Raw genomic sequence first — 22,648 nt, forward strand, 5'->3', positions numbered from 1 at the left:
TAAATAAAAACCTATTTGAAGTGTTTGACTTCAAATAGGTTTTATGAATGAAAATATTAAACAAGTGCTTCTCTTTTTAGTACGAACTTCTCTACAACCTTTGCTACACCATCGTTCATATTTGTATCTGTTACATAGTTTGCAATTTCTTTAATATTATCAGGTGCATTGCCCATTGCAACACCAAGACCAGCGAATTCGATCATTGCTTGGTCATTATAGCTATCGCCCATTGCGATAACTTCTTCACGCTTAATGCCAAGTTTTTGAATCAGTTGGTTTAAGCTCGTTCCTTTTGTAACACCAGCTTCAGTAAATTCTAAGAAGAATGGTTTAGAACGCATAACGCTTAATTGTCCTTCTAGTTGTTTTTGTAGTTTTGATTCTACTTCAACAAGGCGTTCAGCTTCTTTATTCATTAATACTTTTACTACTGGCTCTTTAACAGCAGCTTTAAAGTCATCTACAACAACAATTGGCATACCAGTAATATCTCCCTCAATTTCAGTATAAGGATTATTTTCTTCTGTTACGATATCATCGCCAATATAAGTATGAATCCATACATCTTCATTTTTACTAATTTCAAATAGGTTGTGAACGATTTCAGGAGATAGCGTACTACTAAAGATTTCTTCGTTTGTTTTACAGTTAATAATTTTTGCACCATTAAAAGATAGAATGAAACTGCCGTATTCTTCTAAACGAAGTTCTTTCGCTACATTGCGCATACCAAACGTTGGACGTCCGGAAGCAAGTACAACTTTTACACCTTGTTCTTGTGCGGTCATTAGAGCTTCTTTCGTACGAGGTGAAATAGTATGGTCGTCACGTAATAAAGTATCATCTAAATCTAAAACAATCATTTTATAAGTCATATTGAAAAGTCCTTTCTTTATTTAAATCAAATATATGTTCATGGAGATGTAAGGAATAATAGTAAGACATCGAACCTCTTTAAAAAGAAGCAGATTCATTTTTATGAGTGTTTTTCTCATCATATTAATTAATAATCATTGGGGATGGACAAAACCCCAATGATTAAATGTTTATTTTATCGTAACAACTCTAAAGGTAGAGTGCAATAATGGAAGTTTTCCAATTTACGATACTTGTTTTGCTGTAGAACGAGAAAATAGTATTTCTAGCAAGATTGCCATTACAGCCCCAAGAACGAGACCATTACTTAGGAACGAAGCTAGAAATGGTGGAAGCGTGGAATATGCTCCTGCTGGAACGAACATAACCCCAATTCCTGTGAAGATTGACAGACCCGCTACTTTAAATAATCGTTCTTTATCCTGTACCGTTTCGTATTCCCGAAAGGCGAGACCGATCATGCTTGCAAATACAGGATAAATGGCAGCATAACCAACTGCAACTGGGATTGCTGCAAAGAATGAAGTGATCTTTGGGAATATACTAACGACAATAATAAAGCTTGACCCTAATATAAATGGGAGGCGTTTATAAATATTAGTCGTTGCAATAAAACCTGCTGATCCAGAAATAGCGACAGGTCCGATAGCCGAAAACAGGCCGCCTAGTAATTGATTGATTCCTGTTATAATACCGGCCTGTTTAAAACGATCTGATGCAGCATTTTCTTCATATTTAGAGACAACCTTTTGTACAACGCGAATACTCGCTAACATATTTGTTAGAAGTAAGAGTGTAACGAAAATGACCGTAATTACCATGTTCCATTCAACACGAGGCATTCCGAAAACAAATAAGGATGGAAAACGGATTATGTCGGTCACTGGTGTTATTGGATTAGATAATCCGAAGCATGCGAATAATATCCAGCCGCAAACGATACTGAAAAGAACAGAATATTGTCCGATAATAGGTAGCTTCATGATGAAAAAGGATAGTAAAATAACAATGAGTGAAAGAATAAATACGTTAGGTTGTACTTCTGTATGCTTTCCATCAAGACCGAACATTCCTTTTAAGAAGGAACCACTAAGTTGTGCAACAAGAAGAAATAAGTACGTTCCAATGACTGTCGGTGTAAAATAGCGAACGAGTTTATCAATAAGTCCAAAAACGCTAAGAATAATACAAATGATACCGCTTAATAAGAAAGCATATTGAAGAACTTTAAGTGTCTCATTGTTTGATCCAAATAATACGACACCTAAACTTGCGTAAAGGGAGAAAATTCCCCACCAAAGGCCAGCAGGACCTTCTTGAATAGGAAGTTTATGTCCAAATATAGCTTGCAGTAGACCGGCAAAGCCAAGAACAAATAATGTTCTTTGTACGAATGCAATAGCTTCAGCGCCATCAAGACCATAACTAGTTGCGACGCTAATTGGTACAATAAGACTCCCAGCTAAAATAAATAGTGCCCATTGTAAGGCGGAAAGAAATGTTTTCATTATATCAACCTCTTTCATAGATTCCGTATCTAGTATATATGTATTTCATTTCCACTGGCAAAGATTGTAGATAGAGAAAAGAGTTGAAACATGATATGAATGCACGTAAGCAATTATGGATAGCAGTTATATGTATGACCAAGGTATTGCGAATCCGTTAACAGTTCATTATATTGATACAGTACTGTATGGTGTGGAGCAGTCATTTGTAATTGAAGAAATTGCAGTCGGCGAGGGCTCTATTTTAGCTAATAAATCATTACTAGAGAGTGATGTGAGAAATCAATTTGATGTAACAATTTTAGCGATTTTGAGAAATGGGAATGTTATACATAATCCAACGGGGCAGGAAAAACTGCAAGAACATGATATGATAATAGTATTTGGTTCAGTAGAGAAGCTGGGACAATTTGAGAAAGAACTACAAAGTAAGAGGTGACGAGGAATGCAAATATCGAGTGATAAAATTTTAAATAAAATGGCGAATGAAATTGCAAAGGCAAAAAGTAGTGAAGGACAAAAATCAAAAGAACATGTATTAGTTGTGCGTGCTTTATGTGATTTATTATTAGATGAGCAAGTTGAATCTTCTACGTATAGAGAGCCACAAATTCAATCACAAATAATTGGATCACAACCAATCACGATGCAACCAATTGCACCGGTTTCTGATGAGCCAGTGTATATAAAAGAAAGTGATGCAAACGGTAATTCTTTATTTGATTTTTAGAGGATAAATCGTTTGGCTTATATGAAAAAATTGCTTATGATAAAAGTAAAAAAGGGGAATTAAGATGAAAATTTTCTTTTTACTAGGTTGTATTGCAGCGGGGCTATCTGTTGCGTTAGGGGCTTTTGGAGCACACGGTTTAGAAAATAAAGTTTCTGCAAAAATGTTAGAGGTTTGGAAAACAGGTGTTACATATCAAATGTTTCATGCAGGTGGACTATTTGTAGTTGCTTTATTGATGGATAAAATTCAATCATCACTTTTAACTACTGCTGGCTGGCTTATGGTAGCCGGGATTGTTATGTTTTCAGGTAGTTTGTATGCATTAAGTACGACGGGTATTAAGTTCTTTGGTCCAATTACACCTCTTGGTGGTGTAGCGTTTATTGTGGCATGGATCTTAGTCGGAACTGCAGTTGTAAAAGGATTATAAAAAACAAAAGCTGGCATATGCCAGCTTTTTTTATGGTCTTGGAGCATAAGTTGCTTGTTGACCAGGCAAATACGTAATTCTTTCTGGGAATTCTACATAATCTAAGTAAATCATTAGTAGTAAATAACGTTTCCCTGACTCTGGCTCACTAATTACAATATGATCACGACCAGCTGCTTCGATAATACCTGTATAGGATTGTGTACCGAGTGAACTGCCACGCTCATAAGTCATTACAATTGTGGCTTGCTTGCCCTTGTTCAAGCGAAGAATATTTTCAATATATGACTGTTCTAGAGGTAACATACCTTGAGAAACAGCATATTGAGCTTGCGCAGCTTGTTGTTGCATTGCTTGCTGTTGTTGCTGTTGCTGTGGAGTCATTTGTTGCGGTTGTACGTAAGTTCCAGATGGTTGATAGAAACCTGTTCCGTAATACGGGTTTTGTTGCTGTGCCATTCAAAAATCCCTCCTCATTTTTCATTCCTTAATATATGCTAGGGCAATCCCCAGCATTTGGCTGGAAGAAGCAGTGCTTTTTGAAGCGACCAGAGTTTTGCTGGTTATACCAAGTTGGTGGACATGCACCCTCAGGTCTAAAAAACCATAAGGCAAATTTGGCAGGCCAAAAGCGCTGCCCTTGAATGGTCCGTCTTGCCAGAGCAATATCTTGTTCACGCGCACGCTGATAAAAATATCCTTTTTGCGTTGCTTCGAAACCACCAGGGTTTTGATAAACCATTTGACGTAAATTACGAATATTTTTAAAGTCTAAACAATTCCCGCGGACACGATTTACTCCAACATTTCCAACCATTAACATTCCTTGTTGCCCTTCTCCTTCAGCTTCAGCACGCATCAATCTAGCTAATAATTTAACATCTTCTTCGTTATGCGCGATAACGCCCATTATGTGTCACCTCTCTTTTTGGAATACCTTTTGGAAAGAGGTTTATCTCTAGATGAAGTGTGTAACAATTACTAGTTCATACGTATGAGGAAAAAGAGTCAGATATGACAACCAAACGAAGTTTTACATTGGGAGTAGAAAATAAAAAAAGCTAGCGTGAGCCAGCTTTTTTATTAAAAAACTTTAGACCATAAGTTTGAGAAGAAATCACCGATAGAGCGCATTGTTAACACAAACCAATTTGCTTTTTCAACTTCTTCTGTCGTTTTTGCAGTAACTTTCATACTTTTACTACCGTCTAAGAAACCATATTTATCAGTTGATTCTAACGTAATGGAGCCTACTTTGGCATCCTTCTTAATAGGAGCAACTAAATGACCATCTTCAGCAAGTGATTTATCTGCTTCAGTTCCAATTTTATAAGGGGCTTTGCTACCTTTTTTTGCAATTACGGTTATTTCTTTTTCCGGTGCAACAGTTACTTGATCTTCTTTCCCTTGTACTACAGAGAGTGTGTTGTTTTTATCGACCTTTAGTTTTTGTTTTTCGAAGTTATTAAACCCGTATTCGATTAACTCACGAGATTCTGTGAAGCGCTCGTCCATTGATTTTGTTTTAATAATAACTGAAATAAGACGTACATCACCACGTTTAGCAGTAATAGTAAATCCGTATCCAGCTGTATCAGAACTTCCAGTTTTTAAACCATCAGTACCTTCATAAGCGAAAGCAGCTCCTGGTAACATCCAGTTCCAGTTTTCCATACGAATTGGTTTCGGATGATTATCTGGGAAGTTTCTAAATCTTTGTTTTGTATCCTCTAGCATTTCTGGATACTTTGTAATCATTGCTTTTGAAAGTATACCCATATCGCGAGCTGACATAGAGTTTTCTGCATTTTGATCAGTACCCTCAGGATGTTTTCCTTTTAAGTCAGCGTTATTTAAACCAGTAGCGTTTACAAATTTATATTTCTTTAACCCTAGTTTTTTTGCATGTTCATTTGCAAGATTTAAGAAGTTTTTCTCACTTCCTGCAAGAAGTTCTGCTAAGGCAATACTAGATCCGTTTGCAGAGAAGATAACGATAGAATGATATAGTTCTCTTACAGTATATTGACGTCCTTTTTCGAACGGCACGTTAGAGAATTCATTATTACGTGAAACTTCATAAGCGTAATCGGAAATGTTTACCTTTGTATCCCAAGTGATTTTTCCTTCTTTAATTGCTTCTAACACGGCATAAACAACAATTAATTTTGACATACTAGCGATAGCTAGTAATTCATCTGGATTTTGTTCATGCAGTATTTTTCCTGTATCTGCATCAAATAGAAGTGCAGCAGCTGCCTCAATGTGTATTTTTTCTTCTGCATGGGATGTTGTTACTCCTAAGGAAGAAATTGACAATAGAAACACTAGTAAAATAGACAAGATTTTCTTCATATACATTATCACCTTCGCATCGTTATTAGCATATAGCTCGTACCATTTTAGCATAAATTTGGATATAGAAAGGTTACAATTTTGTAAGGTATTTAAAAGGAATTTGTCGATTTTTGTTCAAATTTGCGGAAAAAAGAACTTTTTTGAGGAGAAATATAGAGAGGAATAAAAAAAGGAACGAATTCTGTTCCTTTTTCACGATTTATATGTGTAAAAATTTCTCTACTTTTTCGTCTGGTAAAATGTTTCCAACGAAAAATGTTCCGAATTCACCATAACGAGCACTTACTTCATCGAAGCGCATTTCATATATAAGCTTTTTAAATTGAAGAACATCGTCAGCGAATAATGTTACGCCCCACTCAAAATCGTCGAATCCAACAGATCCTGAAATAACTTGGCGTACTTTACCTGCGTACTGGCGACCAATTTTACTATGACTGTACATCATTTTCTTACGTTCCTCCATCGGAAGCATGTACCAGTTGTCATCACCTTGGCGACGCTTGTCCATTGGATAGAAGCAAATATGATTTGCTTTCGGTAACTCAGGATATAAGCGAGCTAAGATTTGTGGATTTTGGTATGGATCTTCATCAGCTGGAAGGTAGTTGCTTAGTTCAACAACAGATACGTAAGAGTATGCAGGAACCATATATTCAGCTAAAGTTGTTTTATTCAATTCTGTCTCAATTTCATTTAACTCTTCCATTGTTGGACGTAAAATCATAAGCATAATATCAGCTTTTTGGCCAACAACTGTATACATTGCGTGACTGCCCTTTTTTGTAGCAGCTACGTCGTTCCATTTTTCAACGACATTTAAAAATTCAGACACAGCTTGTCCGCGTTCGTCGCTAGATAATGTTTTCCATGCAGCCCAATCAATAGAACGTAAATCATGTAAACAATACCAGCCATCTAACGTTGTTGTTGCTTCACTCATTCTATTCACCTCAGTTAATGATAGTTTTACACGTTAACTATAGCATATATAGTTTTAAAATCATCTATATAAAACCTTGGCGCATAAAATTGTCACATTTAAGTGTTTAAGCAAGGTGAATTTAACGGCTGAATTTTATGAAAATATAATCATTTTTATTTTATCTATTTTTTGGGAGCTATAAGTTTAAAATATAGAGGAAAAGAAGTATTCTTAAAGATAGAGTTTTTTTAACATATGTAGGAGGGTTTATTCGTGAGCAACTTATTTACAACAGTAAAAGAAAAAGTTCAAGGAAAAGGCATTTCTATCGTACTTCCTGAAGGAACTGATGAAAGAATTTTAGGCGCTGCAGAGCGTTTAGCAAAAGAAGAGTTAGTAAAACCAATCTTAGTTGGTAATAAAGAAGAAATTAGCGCAAAAGCTGCTAGCATGAATTTAACATTAGCAGGCGTTGATATTTACGATCCAGCTACATACGAAGAAATGGATGCAATGGTAGCATCTTTCGTTGAACGCCGTAAAGGTAAAGCAACTGAAGAAGACGCTCGCAAAATCCTTAAAGACGAAAACTACTTCGGTACAATGCTTGTATACATGGGCAAAGCACACGGTTTAGTAAGTGGTGCAGCTCACTCTACAGCTGATACAGTTCGTCCAGCACTTCAAATCATTAAAACAAAACCAGGCGTTACAAAAACTTCTGGCGTATTCATCATGGTACGTGAAGAAGAGAAATATGTATTCGCTGATTGCGCAATTAACATTGCACCAAATAGCCAAGATTTAGCTGAAATTGGTATCGAAAGTGCGAAAACTGCTGAACTATTCGGCATTGATCCACGCGTTGCTATGTTAAGCTTCTCTACAAAAGGTTCTGCGAAATCTCCAGAAACAGAAAAAGTTGTAGAAGCAACTCGCATTGCAAAAGAAATGGCTCCAGAATTAGCTCTAGATGGAGAATTCCAATTCGATGCTGCATTCGTACCATCTGTAGCTGAGAAAAAAGCTCCAGGTTCTACAATTAAAGGTGATGCTAACGTATTCGTATTCCCAAGCTTAGAAGCTGGTAATATCGGCTACAAAATCGCTCAACGTTTAGGTAACTTCGAAGCAGTAGGACCAATCTTACAAGGTTTAAACATGCCTGTAAACGACCTATCTCGTGGATGTAACGAAGAAGAAGTGTACAAGTTAGCTTTAATTACAGCAGCTCAAGCACTTTAATTCTATAACGAATTGAAATAAAGACCGTCGCTAAAATAGCGACGGTCTTTATTTTTCTAAGCCAAGTGCTTTATTGTTACGATCAATAATACGTTGTAAATTCGTCTCATATAAAGGTATTTCATCTATTGTTAATTGAGATGGTGTTAACTTTGGAGCGAATTGTTGCAGTGTTTTTAAAAGGCGCATCATTAAATCTTGTACTGTAATGGTTTCGCCAAGTAATTCTGAAAGTGAAGCCATCGTACTCGGTACAATTTCAGGATAAGTAAAGCGTGTTTCTTCTCCTTGAATGGCTAGGTTGTAAAAATCACGAACGAGTGCGGCACGTTCAGAGCCACTTCCTGTAGCACAGAGATAAATTTGGACAGCGACACCACCGCGAATACGGCGCTGTGAAATGCCAGCAAATTTTTGATCGCGAATACTTAAATCGTAGCTACCAGGGCAGTAAGAACCAACGATTTCTTTTGCCTCAATTGTAACATCGTAATCCTTTAACATTTCCTGAATTAAATGCCACATTGTATCGTATCCAAGATCAATATCGATACCTTTTTCCGTCTCTTGGAATAAAAGCGATACGTTTAACACACCTTCATCAAGTACGACTGCAAGTCCGCCAGAATTACGAACGATAACATTGAAGTTGTTTTCTTTTAAAAAGGAAATACCTTCTTCCAAGCGCGGTAGGCGTGAATCTTGAATGCCAAGAACAATTGTATTGTGATGAACCCAAGAACGCATTGTTGCAGCTGATTGACCATTTCCGATACTTGTGCATAATGTGTCGTCCATTGCGAATGACTGCAATGCATGGAATGTTGGTCCCAAACTAGACTGATCTACAATACGCCACTCTGGCTGAGATAAAATGGAACGGGAATTGCTCATATAACTAACCCCTTATCTTTAAAATGACAATCTCTATTATAGCAAAAAATGAAGAATGGAGTTTCCTCATATATAAAGGGAAAGTTTAAAGGTGAAATAATAAAAAGGATGCATTATATGCACCCTTTTTATTCTGCAATTTTTTCTAAATTACCGTTTCGGTCCATTCGGAAAGATGTTTGAGAACGTTCTTCTTCATCCATGACTGCCAACTTACGAGCACGGTTCATAATATTCATGAGTGTTTCGTAATCTTCTTGTACAGTATGAGATTGTTTTTCTAATTTTTCCAATTTCTTTTCTAGTTCTTCATTTCGAAGGATTTGTGATTTAATTTCTTGTTTCAATCTCGTATTCTCGTTTTCAAGAGCTGTCACTTTTATATTTGAAGATCCGACTGTTTGTAAAAAATAAATAACATCTTGCATTGTCATAGAGCCCTTTGTAGCAGGAACGGTAGTTTCTTGATATGGAGTAGCTTCTTTATATTGTACAATTGATTCCTCTTGTACGAACTCTTCATAATTAGTTATCAAATCTGAAGCTGGTGGTGTATAAAGTAAACGTTTTTTCGCTTGTTCACCACTTGCAGCACGCATTTTATCTTTACGATGTTTTTTTGCTAGTTGAAGAGCTTGTTCATAGCTATAGCGAACAACAGCATTCCAACGGAAACCACAGGCAGCCGATGTACGATTTAATCTGTCTCCTACTTCTTCAAATGCATTTAATTGGGTACTTCCTTCTCGAACGTGACGAAGTACAGTTTCAGCAAGTAATAAATCATCCTCATCTGTCCAAGCATCTTGTCTTACTTTCATAGATTCAACTCCCTTTCTTTTTATGAACTTCCTATTTTTATAATGGGCAAAAAAATGAGCTTTTATACAAAGCTTTTAAAAATATGGTAGATTTCGATGAGAGGTATAAAGTGAAACTTTAATCAGTGGGGAGGTTCTTCATCCCCCACCTAACTTCTTTGCTTTCACTGAATTTTGAGGTGGGGATCTTACTGCCCATTAAAGCGGGATAAATTTTGCCAAGAATGATGGAAGCTGCTGTAGGAAAACATATAAATATGTAGCATTATAGGAGGAAAGAGCGTCGAAAGGAAACTTGCAACGAGCTTCAAAGAGCGGTAAAATACCATTTAGTGTTTATTTTTAAATGTACTTGAGAAAAGTTTAAAATAGAGGAAGTGTTATATAATGGGAAACGAATTTCGTGTGTGTGATGATTGTCAGGCAACGAACGTTAAAACGTTGATTCCAAAGCTAAAAAAAGTAGATTCATGTGCAACGATTGAAGTTGGATGTCAGTCTTACTGTGGCCCTGGCCGTAAAAAATCATTCGCATTTGTAAATAATCGTCCAGTTGCAGCGCCAACAGAAGATGAATTAATTGTAAAAATTGAAGCGAAGTTAAATAAGTAAGGAAAAGAAGAGTGAACAGATTACTCTTCTTTTTTTATGCCCATAAGAGGAAGAATCTATTCTGAGAAAGCTTAACTAGTGATTAATGACAGATAGGCATTATCTGTTTATTAAGGCCTCGACCTATATGAATTTGTATTTCAAAATAATGGTTGACAGTCTTTTGAAGCGATAGGTAGAATAGAAGGTGTCTGATTCTGAGAATCATTATCAGAAAAGGGCCGATTCATTTAATTTTTTTATTGCTATTTGAGAATAAATTTCATTTCATTAAATTAAATTAAACATATGTTGTTGGTTAGGATGGTTGAGGGATGGAAGCGAGCGCAAGGAGTATAGAACAGCAAGATGTGAATGTTAAAGAGATTAAGAGCAGGCCGCTCATTGCTTCTATTATTTTAGTAGCAGGTACAATTTTGTTAGCTTTAAGCATGGCATTGTCTATTTCGTTTGGTGCTGCAGATATTAGTTTAAAGACTGTATGGCAAGCTGTATTTCAGTTTGACGGTTCTATTACGCATCATAACGTAATTCAAGAACTTCGCATGCCTAGAGCAATAGGGGGCGTAGTTGCAGGTGCCTTTTTAGCGGTATCAGGAGCAATTATGCAAGGTATGACGCGAAATCCACTTGCATCACCATCGTTAATGGGGATTACAGATGGAGCTGTATTTGGAATTGCAATTATGTATGCATTCTTCCCTAATTCACCTTATTTAATGTTCGTTATCGCATCTTTTATTGGTGCTGCGTTTGGAGCGAGCATTGTATATGGTATTGGATCTTCTTCACCAGGTGGATTAACACCTGTGAAATTAGCTTTAGCAGGTGCAGCAATTAGTGCTTTATTAGGGGCCATTTCATCTGGAATTGCGCTATATTTCAATCTTGCCCAAGAGGTGAGTATGTGGAATGCAGGCGGAGTTGCTGGCGTGAAATGGGAAAGTATTAATATGTTAGTACCGATTGGTCTAGTTTGTCTCTTCATTGCAATTATGATGTCGAGGTATATTACAATTTTAAGCTTCGGTGAAGAAATTGCGATTGGACTTGGTCAAAATACGACATTAATTAAATTTATCGGGACAGTACTTGTTCTTGTGTTAACAGGTTCGGCAGTTTCTATGGCAGGATCGGTTGGATTTGTTGGTCTTGTCATCCCACATATGACTCGTTTCCTTGTAGGCTCAGACTATAGATGGGTTATTCCATGTTCTGCGGTCTTAGGCGGGCTTTTAATTGAATGTGCAGATATGTTATCTCGCGTTATTAATCCGCCGTTTGAAACGCCAATTGGAGCAATTACAGCACTAATTGGGGTTCCATTCTTCCTCTACTTAGCACGTAACGAAGGGAGAGGAAAAATGTGAGGACAAGTGTCTTAACAAAAAAGAACGTTTCGGTTTTAACAATTTTAGTAGGATTAATCGTTACTGTATTTTTAGTGAGTTTAAATACAGGGACATTTAAAATACCCCCAATGGACGTATTAAAGTCATTGGTTGGACTGGGGGCTGAAGATCAGTCTGTTATTTTATTTGAATTCCGTATGCCACGTATGGTCATTGCTATACTAGTTGGATCTGCTTTAGCGATGTCAGGTGCGATTTTGCAAGGGTTATCACGAAATCCACTTGCTGATCCAGGTATTATCGGTATTAACGCTGGAGCGGGATTAACAGTTGTTATCTTTGTCTACTTTTTCTTCGGGAAAGTAGGAACTGGTACATTTTTATCTGTATTCATTCTTCCGTTCTTCGCACTAGTTGGAGCGATATTAGCAGCTGTTATTATTTATTTATTTATTTATTTATTAGCATGGAAAGACGGCGTTTCATCAACGAGATTAATACTTGTCGGTATCGCTGTTGCAGCCGGGTTTGGTGCTGTTAGTTTAATTTTTTCTATGAAGATGACATCTAATGATTTCCGTTTTGCTACGATTTGGTTAGCAGGAAGTCTATGGGGCACAGATTGGAAGTTTGTACTAAGTGTACTTCCATGGATGGTTATTTTCATGCCACTTGCTATTAGTAAAGCTCACATATTAAACGTAATGAACCTAGGCGATTCCACAGCAGTTGGCCTTGGTGTAAATGTAGAAAAAGAAAGACGTAAATTATTATTTATTGCAGTTTGTTTAGCTGGTTGCATCTGTCGCTGTTGCCGGAGGAATTGGTTTTATCGGTTTAATGGCTCCGCATTTAGCGAGGCGCCTTGTTGGTGGTAAACATCAAATTATGCTGCCTACGGCTGCACTAATAGGGACGTTTTTACTTTTATTCGCAGACGTAATTTCAAGAAGTGTGTTAACAACTTCAGAAATACCGGTCGGTCTTGTTATTTCTGTAATTGGTGCACCGTATTTTATATACTTACTTATGAGGACAAAATAAAGGGAGGCTTTTTGTATGGCAACTTTAGCAGTTGATGCGGTATCTGTTGGCTATAATGAAGGGTTAATTATTGATGGATTAACAGTTGAAATTCCGGAAGGGAAAATTACAACAATTATTGGACCAAATGGTTGTGGGAAGTCCACATTATTAAAAACGGCTTCTCGTATTTTGAAGGCGAAAAAAGGTACTGTTTATCTTGACGGAAAAGCAATCGAGAAACAACCAACGAAAGAAATCGCAAAGAAAATGGCAATTTTACCACAGACTGCAGAAGTGCCAACTGGTCTTACTGTATTTGAACTCGTTTCATATGGACGCTTTCCTCATCAAAAAGGATTTGGAACGTTGAAAGAAGAGGATTATCGCTACATTCATTGGGCACTTGAAGTGACGGGAATGACAGAATTCGCAAATCGTCCAGCAGAGGCATTATCAGGTGGACAACGTCAACGCGTATGGATTGCAATGGCTCTTGCACAAGGGACAGAATTACTCGTATTAGATGAACCGACAACGTACTTAGATATGGCTCATCAATTAGAAGTATTAAACTTATTGAAAAAGTTAAACGAAGAAGAAGGTAGAACGATTGTTATGGTTATCCATGACTTAAACCATGCTTCTCGTTTCTCAGATCATATGATTGCATTAAAAGCTGGTAAGTTAATGAAACAAGGAACGCCAGACGAAGTGATGACAAGTGAAACGCTTCGCAGTGTATTTGAGATTGAAGCTCAAATTGTTCCATGTTCAGTAAACTGTAAGCCAATTTGTTTAACGTATGATTTAGCGATGATTAGTAATCAATTGCGTAAAAAAGCATAAGTAGAATCCCCCTCGTAAAGAGGGGGGCTTCTAATGGACGTTGAGCTTCTTATTAGTGAATAGGAAGTTGAACACCCGTTAGAACGGGGCATAAGCAACAATTAATAAATATATATTGATTAATTGTTAATCTTGTTTCTTATAGTTCACTGTAACTTATAAGAGAAATACAGCTAGAAGGAGTGGGAACATGAAGAATTTTAAAATGGCGTTATTAGCAATGGTACTAGTCGTTACTTCTGTACTATTTGCAGCTTGTTCTAACAAAGAAGAGAAAAAAGCAGATGCGAAAGATGCGAAGACCGAAGAGCGCACTGTACAACATGCAAAAGGGGAAATTAAAATTCCTGCAAATCCAAAGAAAATTGCTGACCTTAGTGGTTCAACAGAAGAATTGTTAATCTTTGGTATGAAACCAATTATTACTGCTAATACATCTCAAGAAAAAATTGATGCACATATTGCAAATAAATTAAAAGACGTTAAACCGGTTGGCTCTGCTTGGGGCGATAAAATTAATATCGAAGCAGTAGCTGCTGCAAAACCAGACTTAATTCTTGTAAACGATCGTCAAGAAAAGATTTATGATCAATTATCTAAAATTGCACCAACAGTTATGTTAAAAACTCCATTAGACCAATGGCGTCCAAAATTCGAAGAAGTAGGCCAAATCTTCGGTAAAGAGAAAGAAACAAAAGAATGGTTCAAACAGTATGATGAAAAAGCAAGCAAATTACATGATAAAATCGTTGCGAAAACTGGCGATGCTAAATTCATGAAACTGGCTGCATATCCAAACGCTTTCCGCGTATACGGTGACTACGGTTACGGTAGCGTAATCTTTAAAGATTTAAAATTACCAGCGGTTGAAGGTACACCGACTGATAAACCATTAGTTCCATTACAAAAAGAAGGACTAATCAATTACAACCCAGATTACTTATTCGTATTTACGACTGGTGACGGTTCTCAGCGTCTAAAAGAATTCCAAGAAGAATCAATTTGGAAAAATATGAACGCTGTTAAAAATAACCACGTATTTACAATTAAAAACGAAGACTTAAACAAAGGTTACTTCCCGCTAGGTAAAGAAATGATCTTAGATGAGGTTGCTGAGTTCGTTTTAGGGAAATAATGTGTAAAAAAAATCACTTTTACTCCGGTAAAAGTGGTTTTTTCTTTATATAAGGGCAATTAATATAGTCTTTCATTTCTTTCTGTTTCCTATTTCGTTTATAATATATAGTAAGAATGCAGTAAAGAAAGGGGGATGTCGGAAGGTGGTATATTTAAACGACAAACTCAGCGAAACAAAAGTGTTTAAAGACCCGGTACATAAATATGTGCACGTGCGCGATCGTGTTATTTGGGATTTAATCGGAACGAAAGAATTTCAACGCTTGCGCCGTATTAAGCAGCTTGGAACGACATTTTTTACATTTCACGGTGCAGAGCATAGTCGCTTTACTCATTCGTTAGGTGTATATGAAATTATTCGTCGTATGATTGATGATGTGTTTGATGGCAGACCGAATTGGAATGCTGAAGATAGATTGTTATGTTTATGTGCGGCATTGCTTCATGATGTCGGTCACGGTCCATTTTCTCATTCGTTTGAAAAAGTATTTTCATTAGACCATGAGAAATTTACGCAAAAGATTATCGTTGGAGATACGGAAATTAATCGTGTATTAAGTCGTGTGGATAAAGATTTCCCACAAAAGGTAGCCGATGTAATTGCGAAAACATCTACTAATAAATTAGCGATTAGCATGATTTCTAGTCAAATTGATGCAGATCGCATGGACTATTTATTAAGGGATGCGTACTTTACTGGCGTAAAATATGGAAACTTTGATATGGAACGTATACTGCGTGTTATGCGTCCGTACGGGAATCAAGTAGTTATTAAAAATAGTGGTATGCATGCTGTTGAGCATTATATTATGAGTCGTTATCAAATGTATTGGCAAGTATATTTCCATCCGGTAACGCGCAGTGCTGAAGTTATTTTAACGAAGATTTTACACCGTGCAAAATCATTGCATGAGAAGTATTATACATTTAAAAATCACCCTGTTCATTTCTATTCTTTATTTGAAGAAGAAGTGACAGTAGAGGATTATTTAAAGTTAGACGAGAACGTTATGTATTATTACTTCCAAGTATGGCAGGACGAAGAAGATCCAATTTTAAGCGATCTATGCCGTCGTTTTATGAATCGAAACCTATTTAAATATGTAGAGTTTACAGATAAGCACGGTTTAGATAATTGGATGGAATTAAGTAGCTTATTTAAAAAGATTGGACTCGATCCAGAATACTATTTAGTAGTTGATTCAACATCAGACTTACCGTACGACTTTTACCGTGCTGGTGAAGAAGAAGAACGTCTGCCAATCTTACTTCTTATGCCAAATGGAGAGCTTAGAGAGCTCTCACGTGAATCGGATATTGTTGAGGCGATTACTGGTAAGAAGAGAAGGGATCAAAAGCTATTCTACCCGCATGATTTAATCTATGAAGATGGAAGAAAAGGAAAATATAAAGAGAGAATCATCGAGTTACTAGAAGGAAGAAAATAAGAAGCAGCTAATGGCTGCTTCTTATGAAAAAACTTGAAATTATTTGTCGCTTAAGCGTTTTCCGCCAACTGCATAATGGTTTTTAGACATTTCTTCGATGAAAACAACGATGTTTTCTTCAGGAGCACCAGTTGTTTCGCTTACTGCTGCTGTTACTTTCTCAGCAAGAGCTTTCTTTTGTTCCTCTGTGCGTCCTTCTAACATTTTCACTGTTACGTATGGCATATATAATCGCTCCTTTTATGTAAGTTACAATCTTATTATAGCGGATTATGGGGAAGAACAATCGAAAAAACAAATAATTTCTTTTTTTGACATATGGAAGAGGAGATGAAGCATGGATCAGTTATTTAGATACCCGTTGCACCAAATTCCTTTGGTAGCAATGGCCATTATTATCGCATTATCAGTGCATGAATTTGCGCATGCATATGTAGCATATAAATTTGGAGACGATACAGCAAAGAGACAAGGGCGCTTAACTTTATCGCCGATGGCACATTTAGATCCTATCGGGATGATTGCTGTATTAATTCTTGGTTTTGGTTGGGCGAGACCAGTTCCTGTTAACCCATATAACTTTAAAAGACCTCGTCTTGCAGGTATATTAGTTTCAATTGCAGGACCGATTAGTAACTTAATTTTAAGTGCAATCGGTTTAATTATTTGGTATAGCTTATTAACATTTGGTGTATTAGACTCAATTCCATTTGCAGTAGCAGATACGCTAGCTCAATTTTTCCAGATTTTTATTATGCTGAATATCGTTTTACTTGTATTTAACTTATTACCAATCCCGCCACTTGATGGATATCGCGTAGTGGAGGATTTAGCACCAACAAATATTCGTGCGAAAATGACACAGTATGAAAAATACGGGGCAATTGCTTTATTAATTCTAGTTATTACACCGCTTAGTAATTACACAATCCAACCTATTTTTAGTGTTGTCATTCCATATGTATTTGCATTTTTAAACAGTATTATTGCGCCTATCTTTGGCCTTTTATAATCATTAAGTGAGGAGGACTTTACATATGACAGAGAAAAAGAAAAAAATCGGTTTTAATATCGTGAAAAATGATTCAACGGATGGACATGGTGGTTTTGGCGTTGGGACATTAAGCCTAGAAAACATTTCACCCGTATTTGTCGATGTACTAGAGAAAACAGCATTTGTTGATATTGGTGCGATGCATGCACGTAGTACAGTAGAAAAAGGTATTAAGTTTTTAACAAATAAAGATGAAGTTCCAAACGGAAAACCATACTGGCTTGTGTGGGTAACGATTGAAAGAACAGCAACAGGTGCGTATTATGCAGGTGTAACAGCTTGTGAAATGACAGTTGACCGTGAAATTCGCCGCGGATATAAGTCACTCCCAGAGCACGTAAACAAAATGGATAAATCATTGAAGCGTCACATTATGGTTGACCATATGGACGAATCATCTAAAAAAGTACTTGGTACATTCTTAAAAGAACATAATGAAGCGATTTGGAACGAATCTAGCGAAGAATTGCGCCGTGCTTTATTAAGTGAATAAAAGAAAAGGATGTCTCACTAGTCAACAATCGACTAGTGAGACATCCTTTTTATTTTGGCTTGTTGTATGAAAGTATATCAACGATTCGACTAGGAGGCTATTCCACGTTCAGTGAAATAGCCGGATATTCTACCAAGGAAGGTATTTTTTCCACCAACTTGTTTTTTTCTTTTCTTCAGTTGTCTTTTCAAATTCCTCTTTATCATCAACGTGATCCATACAATATTCAGTTGGTTCTGTACCTTTTGCAAAATACATCTTCACTGAAATTGGGCAATTTTTTGTAGCAATTTTCCCGTTTTCAGGGTTAATATCGACTGCAACGACGTCACTTGGTTGTTTAAACTCTTTTTTAGGTTGTCCATCTAAGCCTTTCTCCATCGTATCGGTCCATATTCTTTTCGCATAGCCTTGTTCTGCTACGTTTGAAATTGATTTAGGTTGATCATATCCAACCCATACGCCAGTTACGAGTTGCGGGGTAAACCCAATCATCCAACTATCTGTTTCAGTAGAGCCAGATTTTCCAGCATATGTTCTTGATAGTTTAGATAACATTGATTGACCAGTTACAGCAGCATAACTGCTTAGTTTTTTATTAAACATGCCTGTCATCATTTCTTCCATCACAAATGCTTTGCTCTTATCAAGAACTTGTTTACTCTCCAAATGAGCATCGTATAAAATATTTCCTTCATGATCCATAATGCGGCGAATGAAAATAGGTTTTACTTCTTTTCCCCCGTTTGCGAACATGCTATAAGCGTTAACCATTTCAATTGGTTTTACAGGAGATGTACCGAGTGCGAGGGAAGGGACATCTTTTAATGCACTTTTAATGCCGAATTGCTTCGCCGTTTTTGTAAGAATGTCTTCGCCTAAAAATAAATTGGTCTTCACGGCATATACGTTATCAGAGACAGCAAGAGCTTGCGCCATTGTTACAAAATCGTCTGCATAATAGTCTTTATAGTTTTTCGGTTTATACTTTGAAACACCGTCACCTAAAGTGAACACGGTGTATTCGCTTTTTAAGCGCGTAGCAGGGGTGAATCCTCGTTCTAATGCCGCATAATATAGAAATGGCTTAAATGTAGATCCAGGCTGGCGAGCGGCCTGTGTAGCCCTGTTAAATTGACTTGTATTATAATCAGTTCCACCAACAAGGGCAGCTACTTCCCCTGTTTTTGGATTCATAGAGACGAGCGCAGTTTGTATGTTTGTCGTGTCAGGTATGTGGTCTTTTACAGCTTGCTCTGCAACCGATTGTAATTTCGGGTCTAGCGTTGTATAAATACGCAAGCCGCCTTTTTGTAAGGCTTGCTCATCTAATCCGATATCACGAAGAAGAGAAGCTTGTACAGCATCTTGGAAATAAGGCGCGACCTCTGCGACTTTTTTCGTATCTAATGAAGCGAAAGTTAGTGATTCTTTCTTTGCTGAAGCTGCTTGTTTCTTTGTAATATAGCCTTGTTCTACCATTTCATCTAATATAAGAGATTGTCGTTCTTTCGCACGATCTTTTTTTAAAAAGGGAGAGTAAACACTAGGTCCTTTTGGTATACCCGCGAGCATACTAGCTTCCGCTAATTTTAATTCTTTTGCTGTTTTATCGAAATATAGACGGGACGCAGCTTCGATTCCATAAGCACCATGCCCGTAATAAATTGTATTTAAATATCCTTCTAAAATATGATTTTTATTATAATTCACTTCAAGACGGATTGTGTACATTGCTTCTAATAGTTTACGTTTCCACGTTTTATCATGATCTAAGTATAGGTTACGGGCATACTGTTGTGTAATCGTACTAGCGCCTTGGACTTTTGCCATCGCTTTTAAATCAGCAACAATGGCACCAGCGATACGCTTCATATCAAAGCCATGATGTTTGTAGAATCTTTGATCTTCGATAGAAAGTGTTGCCTCTTTTACATAAGGAGAAATTTCATTGAGAGATACATTGTATCGTTTTTGCATCTCATTACTTTGTCCTATAACAGTGTCATCATTAGCATAAAAGACACTTGTTTGCGGGACAGCGACAGGAGGAGGTCCCATAATTTTTGCAACTATAATAATAACAAAAAAGGAAAAAACGAAAAAAAGAACAGAAGAAAACATTACGGTGAAGAAAAGACGTTTATATTTTTTAAGTTTCGGATTCATAGTTTGATCCATCTTTTTCAGCCCCTCATTCATACAAACATTATTGTATTAGTATTGAGGGTTTTCGATTATTTTAAACAATGAAATTTCGAAAATAAAGAGCTCCTTCAATTAAGAAAGGAGCTCAAATGCACGTGCTGGCCAATCGGTAATAATGACATCCACGCCATAATCAATCATAGTTTGTAAATCTTTGTATTCGTTAATTGTATAAGGGCGGAAAACATACCCTTGTTTTTGCGCAAGTTGAACAAATTCCTTTGTTAGTAGTTGAAAGTTTGGGTGTAAACCAGTTGCATCTCTATTTTTTGCTTCGGCGATAGGATCAGCAAGTGGTGTATCATATAAAATTGCTCTTGGGATTTCAGGAGCAATTTCTGCTAATAATGAAACAGAGTCGTGATTAAATGAAGAGAATACAATTTGATTAGAAAGATGATATTCTCGAACGAGAGCAACAACTTTTTCTTCAATGTTTGGATAGTGAATCACGTCTGTTTTTAATTCAATATTGAGTTGTAAGCTTGTTGTAGATAACCAAATAAATACTTCTCGTAACGTCGGAACTTTTGCTTCATGGAAAGAAGGATCTTTATAGCTGCCGGCATCTAAAGCTTGTAACTCTTCTACCGTTTTTTCAGAAACAAGACCTACATCATTCGTTGTACGATCGACTGTTTCATCGTGAATCACGACAAGTTCACCATCTTTTGATAGGTGGACATCAAGTTCAATCCCGTGGGCGCCAATGCGTTCAGCTTCTTGGAAGGCAATCATCGTATTTTCTGGATGTGTTCCTTTTACGCCGCGATGAGCGAAAATAAGTGGTTTACTCATGTGAAATTCTCCTTATCATGTCTTTTCTTTCATTATGAAACTGCTTTTGAAAAAATACAATTTAATATGACAAACATTTACAAAAGTCTAACAGTTGCACAAAAGTTAACGTTAACGTAAAATGTAATAATCGAGTGAAGGGAGGAATAAACATGTATAAGATTGATGAAGTTACAAAGCAAGTTGGTTTAACAAAACGTACACTTCGTTATTATGAGGAAATTGGTTTAATTCATCCCCCAGAACGTAGTGAGGGGAACATTCGCCTGTATACAGATGAAGATATCGCTAGAATTAAAAGAATTGTGGAAGCGAAAGAAGTGTTAGGGATTACGCTTCAAGAAATGCAGCATTTCTTATCGTTAAAAGAAAGAATGGAGCAAAGAAGAAATAGTGAGAATCCCCGTGATCGTGAAGTGATTCAAGAAATTAAAGAGATGCTTGAAAAACAAGTGCAAACGCTAGACGAGAAGATGGAGCAAATGCAGCGTGTAAAGGGAGAACTTGAAGACAGCTTACATCGTGCAGTGACATTTTTAGAGAATACAAAAGGAGAGTAATCAAAATGGAGAGCAAACAAAAACTAGGGAGATTGATTACAGTGTTGGCTACTTTCCTTGCCTTTTCAGGTATAGGGGTAGTCGACCCAATTTTGCCGCTTATTGCTGAAAAGATTGGTGCATCGCATTGGCAAGTAGAGATGTTATTTACAGCATATATTTTGACGATGGCAATTATGATGTTACCAGCTGGAATATTTGCATCGAGATTTGGTGATAAACGAATGATGACAATCGGTCTTGCGATCGTGACTGTATTTGCGTTTATATGCGGTATATCGCAAACGATTGCTCAGTTATCTCTTTTCCGCGCTGGATGGGGATTAGGGAATGCGATGTTCTTCGCAACGGCGATGACTTTATTGATTGCATTAAGTAAAGAAGTTCATGAAGCAGTAGGATTGTATGAAGCAGCTATCGGTTTAGGAATGGCAGGTGGACCATTATTAGGCGGGATATTAGGTGGACATTCTTGGCGTTACCCATTTTTTGCGACGAGTATTTTAATTTTCTTAGCATTTATTTTAGTTTTCTTCTTTGTGAAAGAACCAGAGCGAAAAGTGAAGCGTAAAGCGGCAGGCGTAGGAGAATTACTTAACCTTGTGAAGTATAAGCCGTTTATGCAAGGCGCCATTTCAGGAATGTTATACTACTACGGATTTTTCGTTGTGTTAGCATATTCACCACTTATTATGCATTTATCTGCTATTCAATTAGGATTTGTATTTTGTGGATGGGGACTCGCGTTAGCTTACGGTTCTGCAATTTTAGCACATAAGCTAGAAGGGAAATATGAGCCGAAAACATTGTTGAAAGGCAGTTTACTCGTATTTGCGCTGTTCTTAATTGCACTATTCTTCGTGAAAATTATGTGGTTACAAATTGTATTAATTGTTCTATCAGGATTAGCATCAGGATTAAATAATGCATTATTTACAAGTTATGTAATGGATATTTCACCTTATGAAAGATCTGTTACATCTGGTGTTTATAACTTCGTTCGTTGGTTAGGTGGCGCAATTGCCCCCATTTTATCAGGGATTATCGGCCACACTGTTTCACCGCAAAGTCCATTTTTAGTAGGTGGGATTGTTGTATTAGTTGGTTGTGTAATGATTTTAATTCCGATTCGAAAACCGGTAGAAGTAGAGACAAAAGCCCTTTCTTAAGAAAGGGTTTTCTTTATATGTATATGTTAGAACCCTCTGACTAAAATATATTTTCGGTATTTTTGTACTTTTAACTATACTTTTTGGATGTTTTGTTTTATTTTTGTTAGGGGACATTAATGATGTCCCTATTATAAATTTGCATTGAAAGG

23 protein-coding genes and 2 pseudogenes are annotated in these 22,648 nt (G+C 36.8%); 14 read left to right on the forward strand and 11 right to left on the reverse strand.

What is annotated here, in order from left to right; all coding sequences use genetic code 11:
* Positions 1-56 precede the first annotated feature (56 nt).
* The gene (locus tag PDQ68_RS17750; protein WP_061184155.1) at positions 57-878 is read right to left on the reverse strand and encodes a Cof-type HAD-IIB family hydrolase; all 822 of its coding nucleotides are present in this window, start codon (positions 876-878) and stop codon (positions 57-59) included.
* Between the two features lie 225 nt (positions 879-1,103).
* Positions 1,104-2,387 (reverse strand): purine/pyrimidine permease, encoded by a 1,284-nt coding sequence (locus tag PDQ68_RS17755; protein WP_000847022.1) that lies wholly within the window; start codon positions 2,385-2,387, stop codon positions 1,104-1,106.
* A 139-nt stretch (positions 2,388-2,526) separates the two neighbouring features.
* On the opposite strand from PDQ68_RS17755, the pseudogene PDQ68_RS17760 reads away from it, so the two are divergent.
* The 3 genes and pseudogenes from PDQ68_RS17760 to PDQ68_RS17770 all read left to right on the forward strand — a co-directional run.
* Positions 2,527-2,826 (forward strand): annotated as a pseudogene (locus PDQ68_RS17760) (cation:proton antiporter regulatory subunit); the annotation flags it as partial.
* Positions 2,827-2,832: 6 nt separating this feature from the next.
* Positions 2,833-3,117, forward strand: a complete 285-nt coding sequence (locus PDQ68_RS17765) for a YwdI family protein (RefSeq protein WP_001167353.1) — start codon at positions 2,833-2,835, stop codon at positions 3,115-3,117.
* Between the two features lie 64 nt (positions 3,118-3,181).
* The gene (locus PDQ68_RS17770; RefSeq protein ID WP_000688323.1) at positions 3,182-3,550 is read left to right on the forward strand and encodes a DUF423 domain-containing protein; all 369 of its coding nucleotides are present in this window, start codon (positions 3,182-3,184) and stop codon (positions 3,548-3,550) included.
* Positions 3,551-3,580: 30 nt separating this feature from the next.
* Here PDQ68_RS17770 and gerQ read toward each other — a convergent pair whose 3' ends face one another.
* From gerQ to hemQ, 4 genes are all read right to left on the reverse strand, one after another.
* A complete protein-coding gene (gene gerQ, locus PDQ68_RS17775) occupies positions 3,581-4,009 on the reverse strand; it encodes a spore coat protein GerQ (protein ID WP_061184156.1) in 429 nt (142 codons plus the stop codon).
* A 28-nt stretch (positions 4,010-4,037) separates the two neighbouring features.
* A complete protein-coding gene (locus tag PDQ68_RS17780; protein ID WP_061184157.1) occupies positions 4,038-4,460 on the reverse strand; it encodes a cell wall hydrolase in 423 nt (140 codons plus the stop codon).
* Between the two features lie 173 nt (positions 4,461-4,633).
* A complete protein-coding gene (locus PDQ68_RS17785; RefSeq protein ID WP_178378406.1) occupies positions 4,634-5,911 on the reverse strand; it encodes a serine hydrolase in 1,278 nt (425 codons plus the stop codon).
* A gap of 196 nt (positions 5,912-6,107) precedes the next feature.
* Complete coding sequence (hemQ, locus tag PDQ68_RS17790; protein WP_001287588.1) at positions 6,108-6,851, reverse strand: hydrogen peroxide-dependent heme synthase; 744 nt, start codon at positions 6,849-6,851, stop codon at positions 6,108-6,110.
* Between the two features lie 255 nt (positions 6,852-7,106).
* On the opposite strand from hemQ, the gene pta reads away from it, so the two are divergent.
* Positions 7,107-8,078, forward strand: coding sequence for a phosphate acetyltransferase (pta, locus tag PDQ68_RS17795; protein WP_000067214.1), 972 nt, complete (start codon positions 7,107-7,109; stop codon positions 8,076-8,078).
* 48 nt (positions 8,079-8,126) lie between these two features.
* On the opposite strand, the gene lipL is transcribed toward pta, so the two are convergent.
* Complete coding sequence (gene lipL, locus PDQ68_RS17800; protein WP_061184159.1) at positions 8,127-8,972, reverse strand: octanoyl-[GcvH]:protein N-octanoyltransferase; 846 nt, start codon at positions 8,970-8,972, stop codon at positions 8,127-8,129.
* 128 nt (positions 8,973-9,100) lie between these two features.
* Positions 9,101-9,793: an RsfA family transcriptional regulator gene (locus tag PDQ68_RS17805; protein WP_061184160.1), complete on the reverse strand. Its 693-nt coding sequence runs from the start codon at positions 9,791-9,793 to the stop codon at positions 9,101-9,103.
* A gap of 387 nt (positions 9,794-10,180) precedes the next feature.
* On the opposite strand from PDQ68_RS17805, the gene PDQ68_RS17810 reads away from it, so the two are divergent.
* From PDQ68_RS17810 to PDQ68_RS17835, 6 genes and pseudogenes are all read left to right on the forward strand, one after another.
* Positions 10,181-10,405, forward strand: a complete 225-nt coding sequence (locus tag PDQ68_RS17810) for a YuzB family protein (RefSeq protein ID WP_000526077.1) — start codon at positions 10,181-10,183, stop codon at positions 10,403-10,405.
* Between the two features lie 314 nt (positions 10,406-10,719).
* The gene (locus PDQ68_RS17815) at positions 10,720-11,775 is read left to right on the forward strand and encodes a FecCD family ABC transporter permease (RefSeq protein WP_000388276.1); all 1,056 of its coding nucleotides are present in this window, start codon (positions 10,720-10,722) and stop codon (positions 11,773-11,775) included.
* A pseudogene (locus tag PDQ68_RS17820) lies at positions 11,772-12,801 on the forward strand (FecCD family ABC transporter permease). The gene PDQ68_RS17815 and the pseudogene PDQ68_RS17820 overlap by 4 nt, the downstream one beginning before the upstream one ends.
* A gap of 15 nt (positions 12,802-12,816) precedes the next feature.
* Entirely contained in the window at positions 12,817-13,629 is an 813-nt protein-coding gene (locus PDQ68_RS17825; RefSeq protein ID WP_270786900.1) for an ABC transporter ATP-binding protein, read from the forward strand.
* A 190-nt stretch (positions 13,630-13,819) separates the two neighbouring features.
* The gene (locus tag PDQ68_RS17830; RefSeq protein ID WP_061184161.1) at positions 13,820-14,764 is read left to right on the forward strand and encodes an ABC transporter substrate-binding protein; all 945 of its coding nucleotides are present in this window, start codon (positions 13,820-13,822) and stop codon (positions 14,762-14,764) included.
* 145 nt (positions 14,765-14,909) lie between these two features.
* Entirely contained in the window at positions 14,910-16,214 is a 1,305-nt protein-coding gene (locus tag PDQ68_RS17835; protein WP_016719028.1) for an HD domain-containing protein, read from the forward strand.
* A 39-nt stretch (positions 16,215-16,253) separates the two neighbouring features.
* On the opposite strand, the gene PDQ68_RS17840 is transcribed toward PDQ68_RS17835, so the two are convergent.
* The gene (locus PDQ68_RS17840; RefSeq protein ID WP_001147171.1) at positions 16,254-16,439 is read right to left on the reverse strand and encodes a 2-hydroxymuconate tautomerase; all 186 of its coding nucleotides are present in this window, start codon (positions 16,437-16,439) and stop codon (positions 16,254-16,256) included.
* Between the two features lie 112 nt (positions 16,440-16,551).
* Here PDQ68_RS17840 and PDQ68_RS17845 point away from each other — a divergent pair, with 112 nt between their 5' ends.
* Together PDQ68_RS17845 and PDQ68_RS17850 are read left to right on the forward strand one after the other, a co-directional pair.
* Positions 16,552-17,226, forward strand: coding sequence for a site-2 protease family protein (locus PDQ68_RS17845; RefSeq protein WP_061184162.1), 675 nt, complete (start codon positions 16,552-16,554; stop codon positions 17,224-17,226).
* A 25-nt stretch (positions 17,227-17,251) separates the two neighbouring features.
* On the forward strand, positions 17,252-17,761 hold the full coding sequence (locus tag PDQ68_RS17850) for a YwhD family protein (protein ID WP_270786901.1): 510 nt from the start codon (positions 17,252-17,254) through the stop codon (positions 17,759-17,761).
* Between the two features lie 129 nt (positions 17,762-17,890).
* On the opposite strand, the gene PDQ68_RS17855 is transcribed toward PDQ68_RS17850, so the two are convergent.
* Both PDQ68_RS17855 and PDQ68_RS17860 read right to left on the reverse strand, forming a co-directional pair.
* Entirely contained in the window at positions 17,891-19,942 is a 2,052-nt protein-coding gene (locus PDQ68_RS17855) for a transglycosylase domain-containing protein (protein ID WP_061184163.1), read from the reverse strand.
* A gap of 99 nt (positions 19,943-20,041) precedes the next feature.
* On the reverse strand, positions 20,042-20,767 hold the full coding sequence (locus PDQ68_RS17860; protein WP_061184164.1) for a glycerophosphodiester phosphodiesterase: 726 nt from the start codon (positions 20,765-20,767) through the stop codon (positions 20,042-20,044).
* 152 nt (positions 20,768-20,919) lie between these two features.
* On the opposite strand from PDQ68_RS17860, the gene PDQ68_RS17865 reads away from it, so the two are divergent.
* On the forward strand, positions 20,920-21,327 hold the full coding sequence (locus tag PDQ68_RS17865) for a MerR family transcriptional regulator (protein ID WP_000276568.1): 408 nt from the start codon (positions 20,920-20,922) through the stop codon (positions 21,325-21,327).
* Between the two features lie 5 nt (positions 21,328-21,332).
* Entirely contained in the window at positions 21,333-22,496 is a 1,164-nt protein-coding gene (locus PDQ68_RS17870; RefSeq protein WP_061184165.1) for an MFS transporter, read from the forward strand.
* The last annotated feature ends 152 nt before the right edge of the window (positions 22,497-22,648 follow it).

The sequence above is a fragment of the Bacillus cereus group sp. Bc010 genome (genome assembly GCF_027716745.1).
GTDB lineage: Bacteria > Bacillota > Bacilli > Bacillales > Bacillaceae_G > Bacillus_A > Bacillus_A pacificus.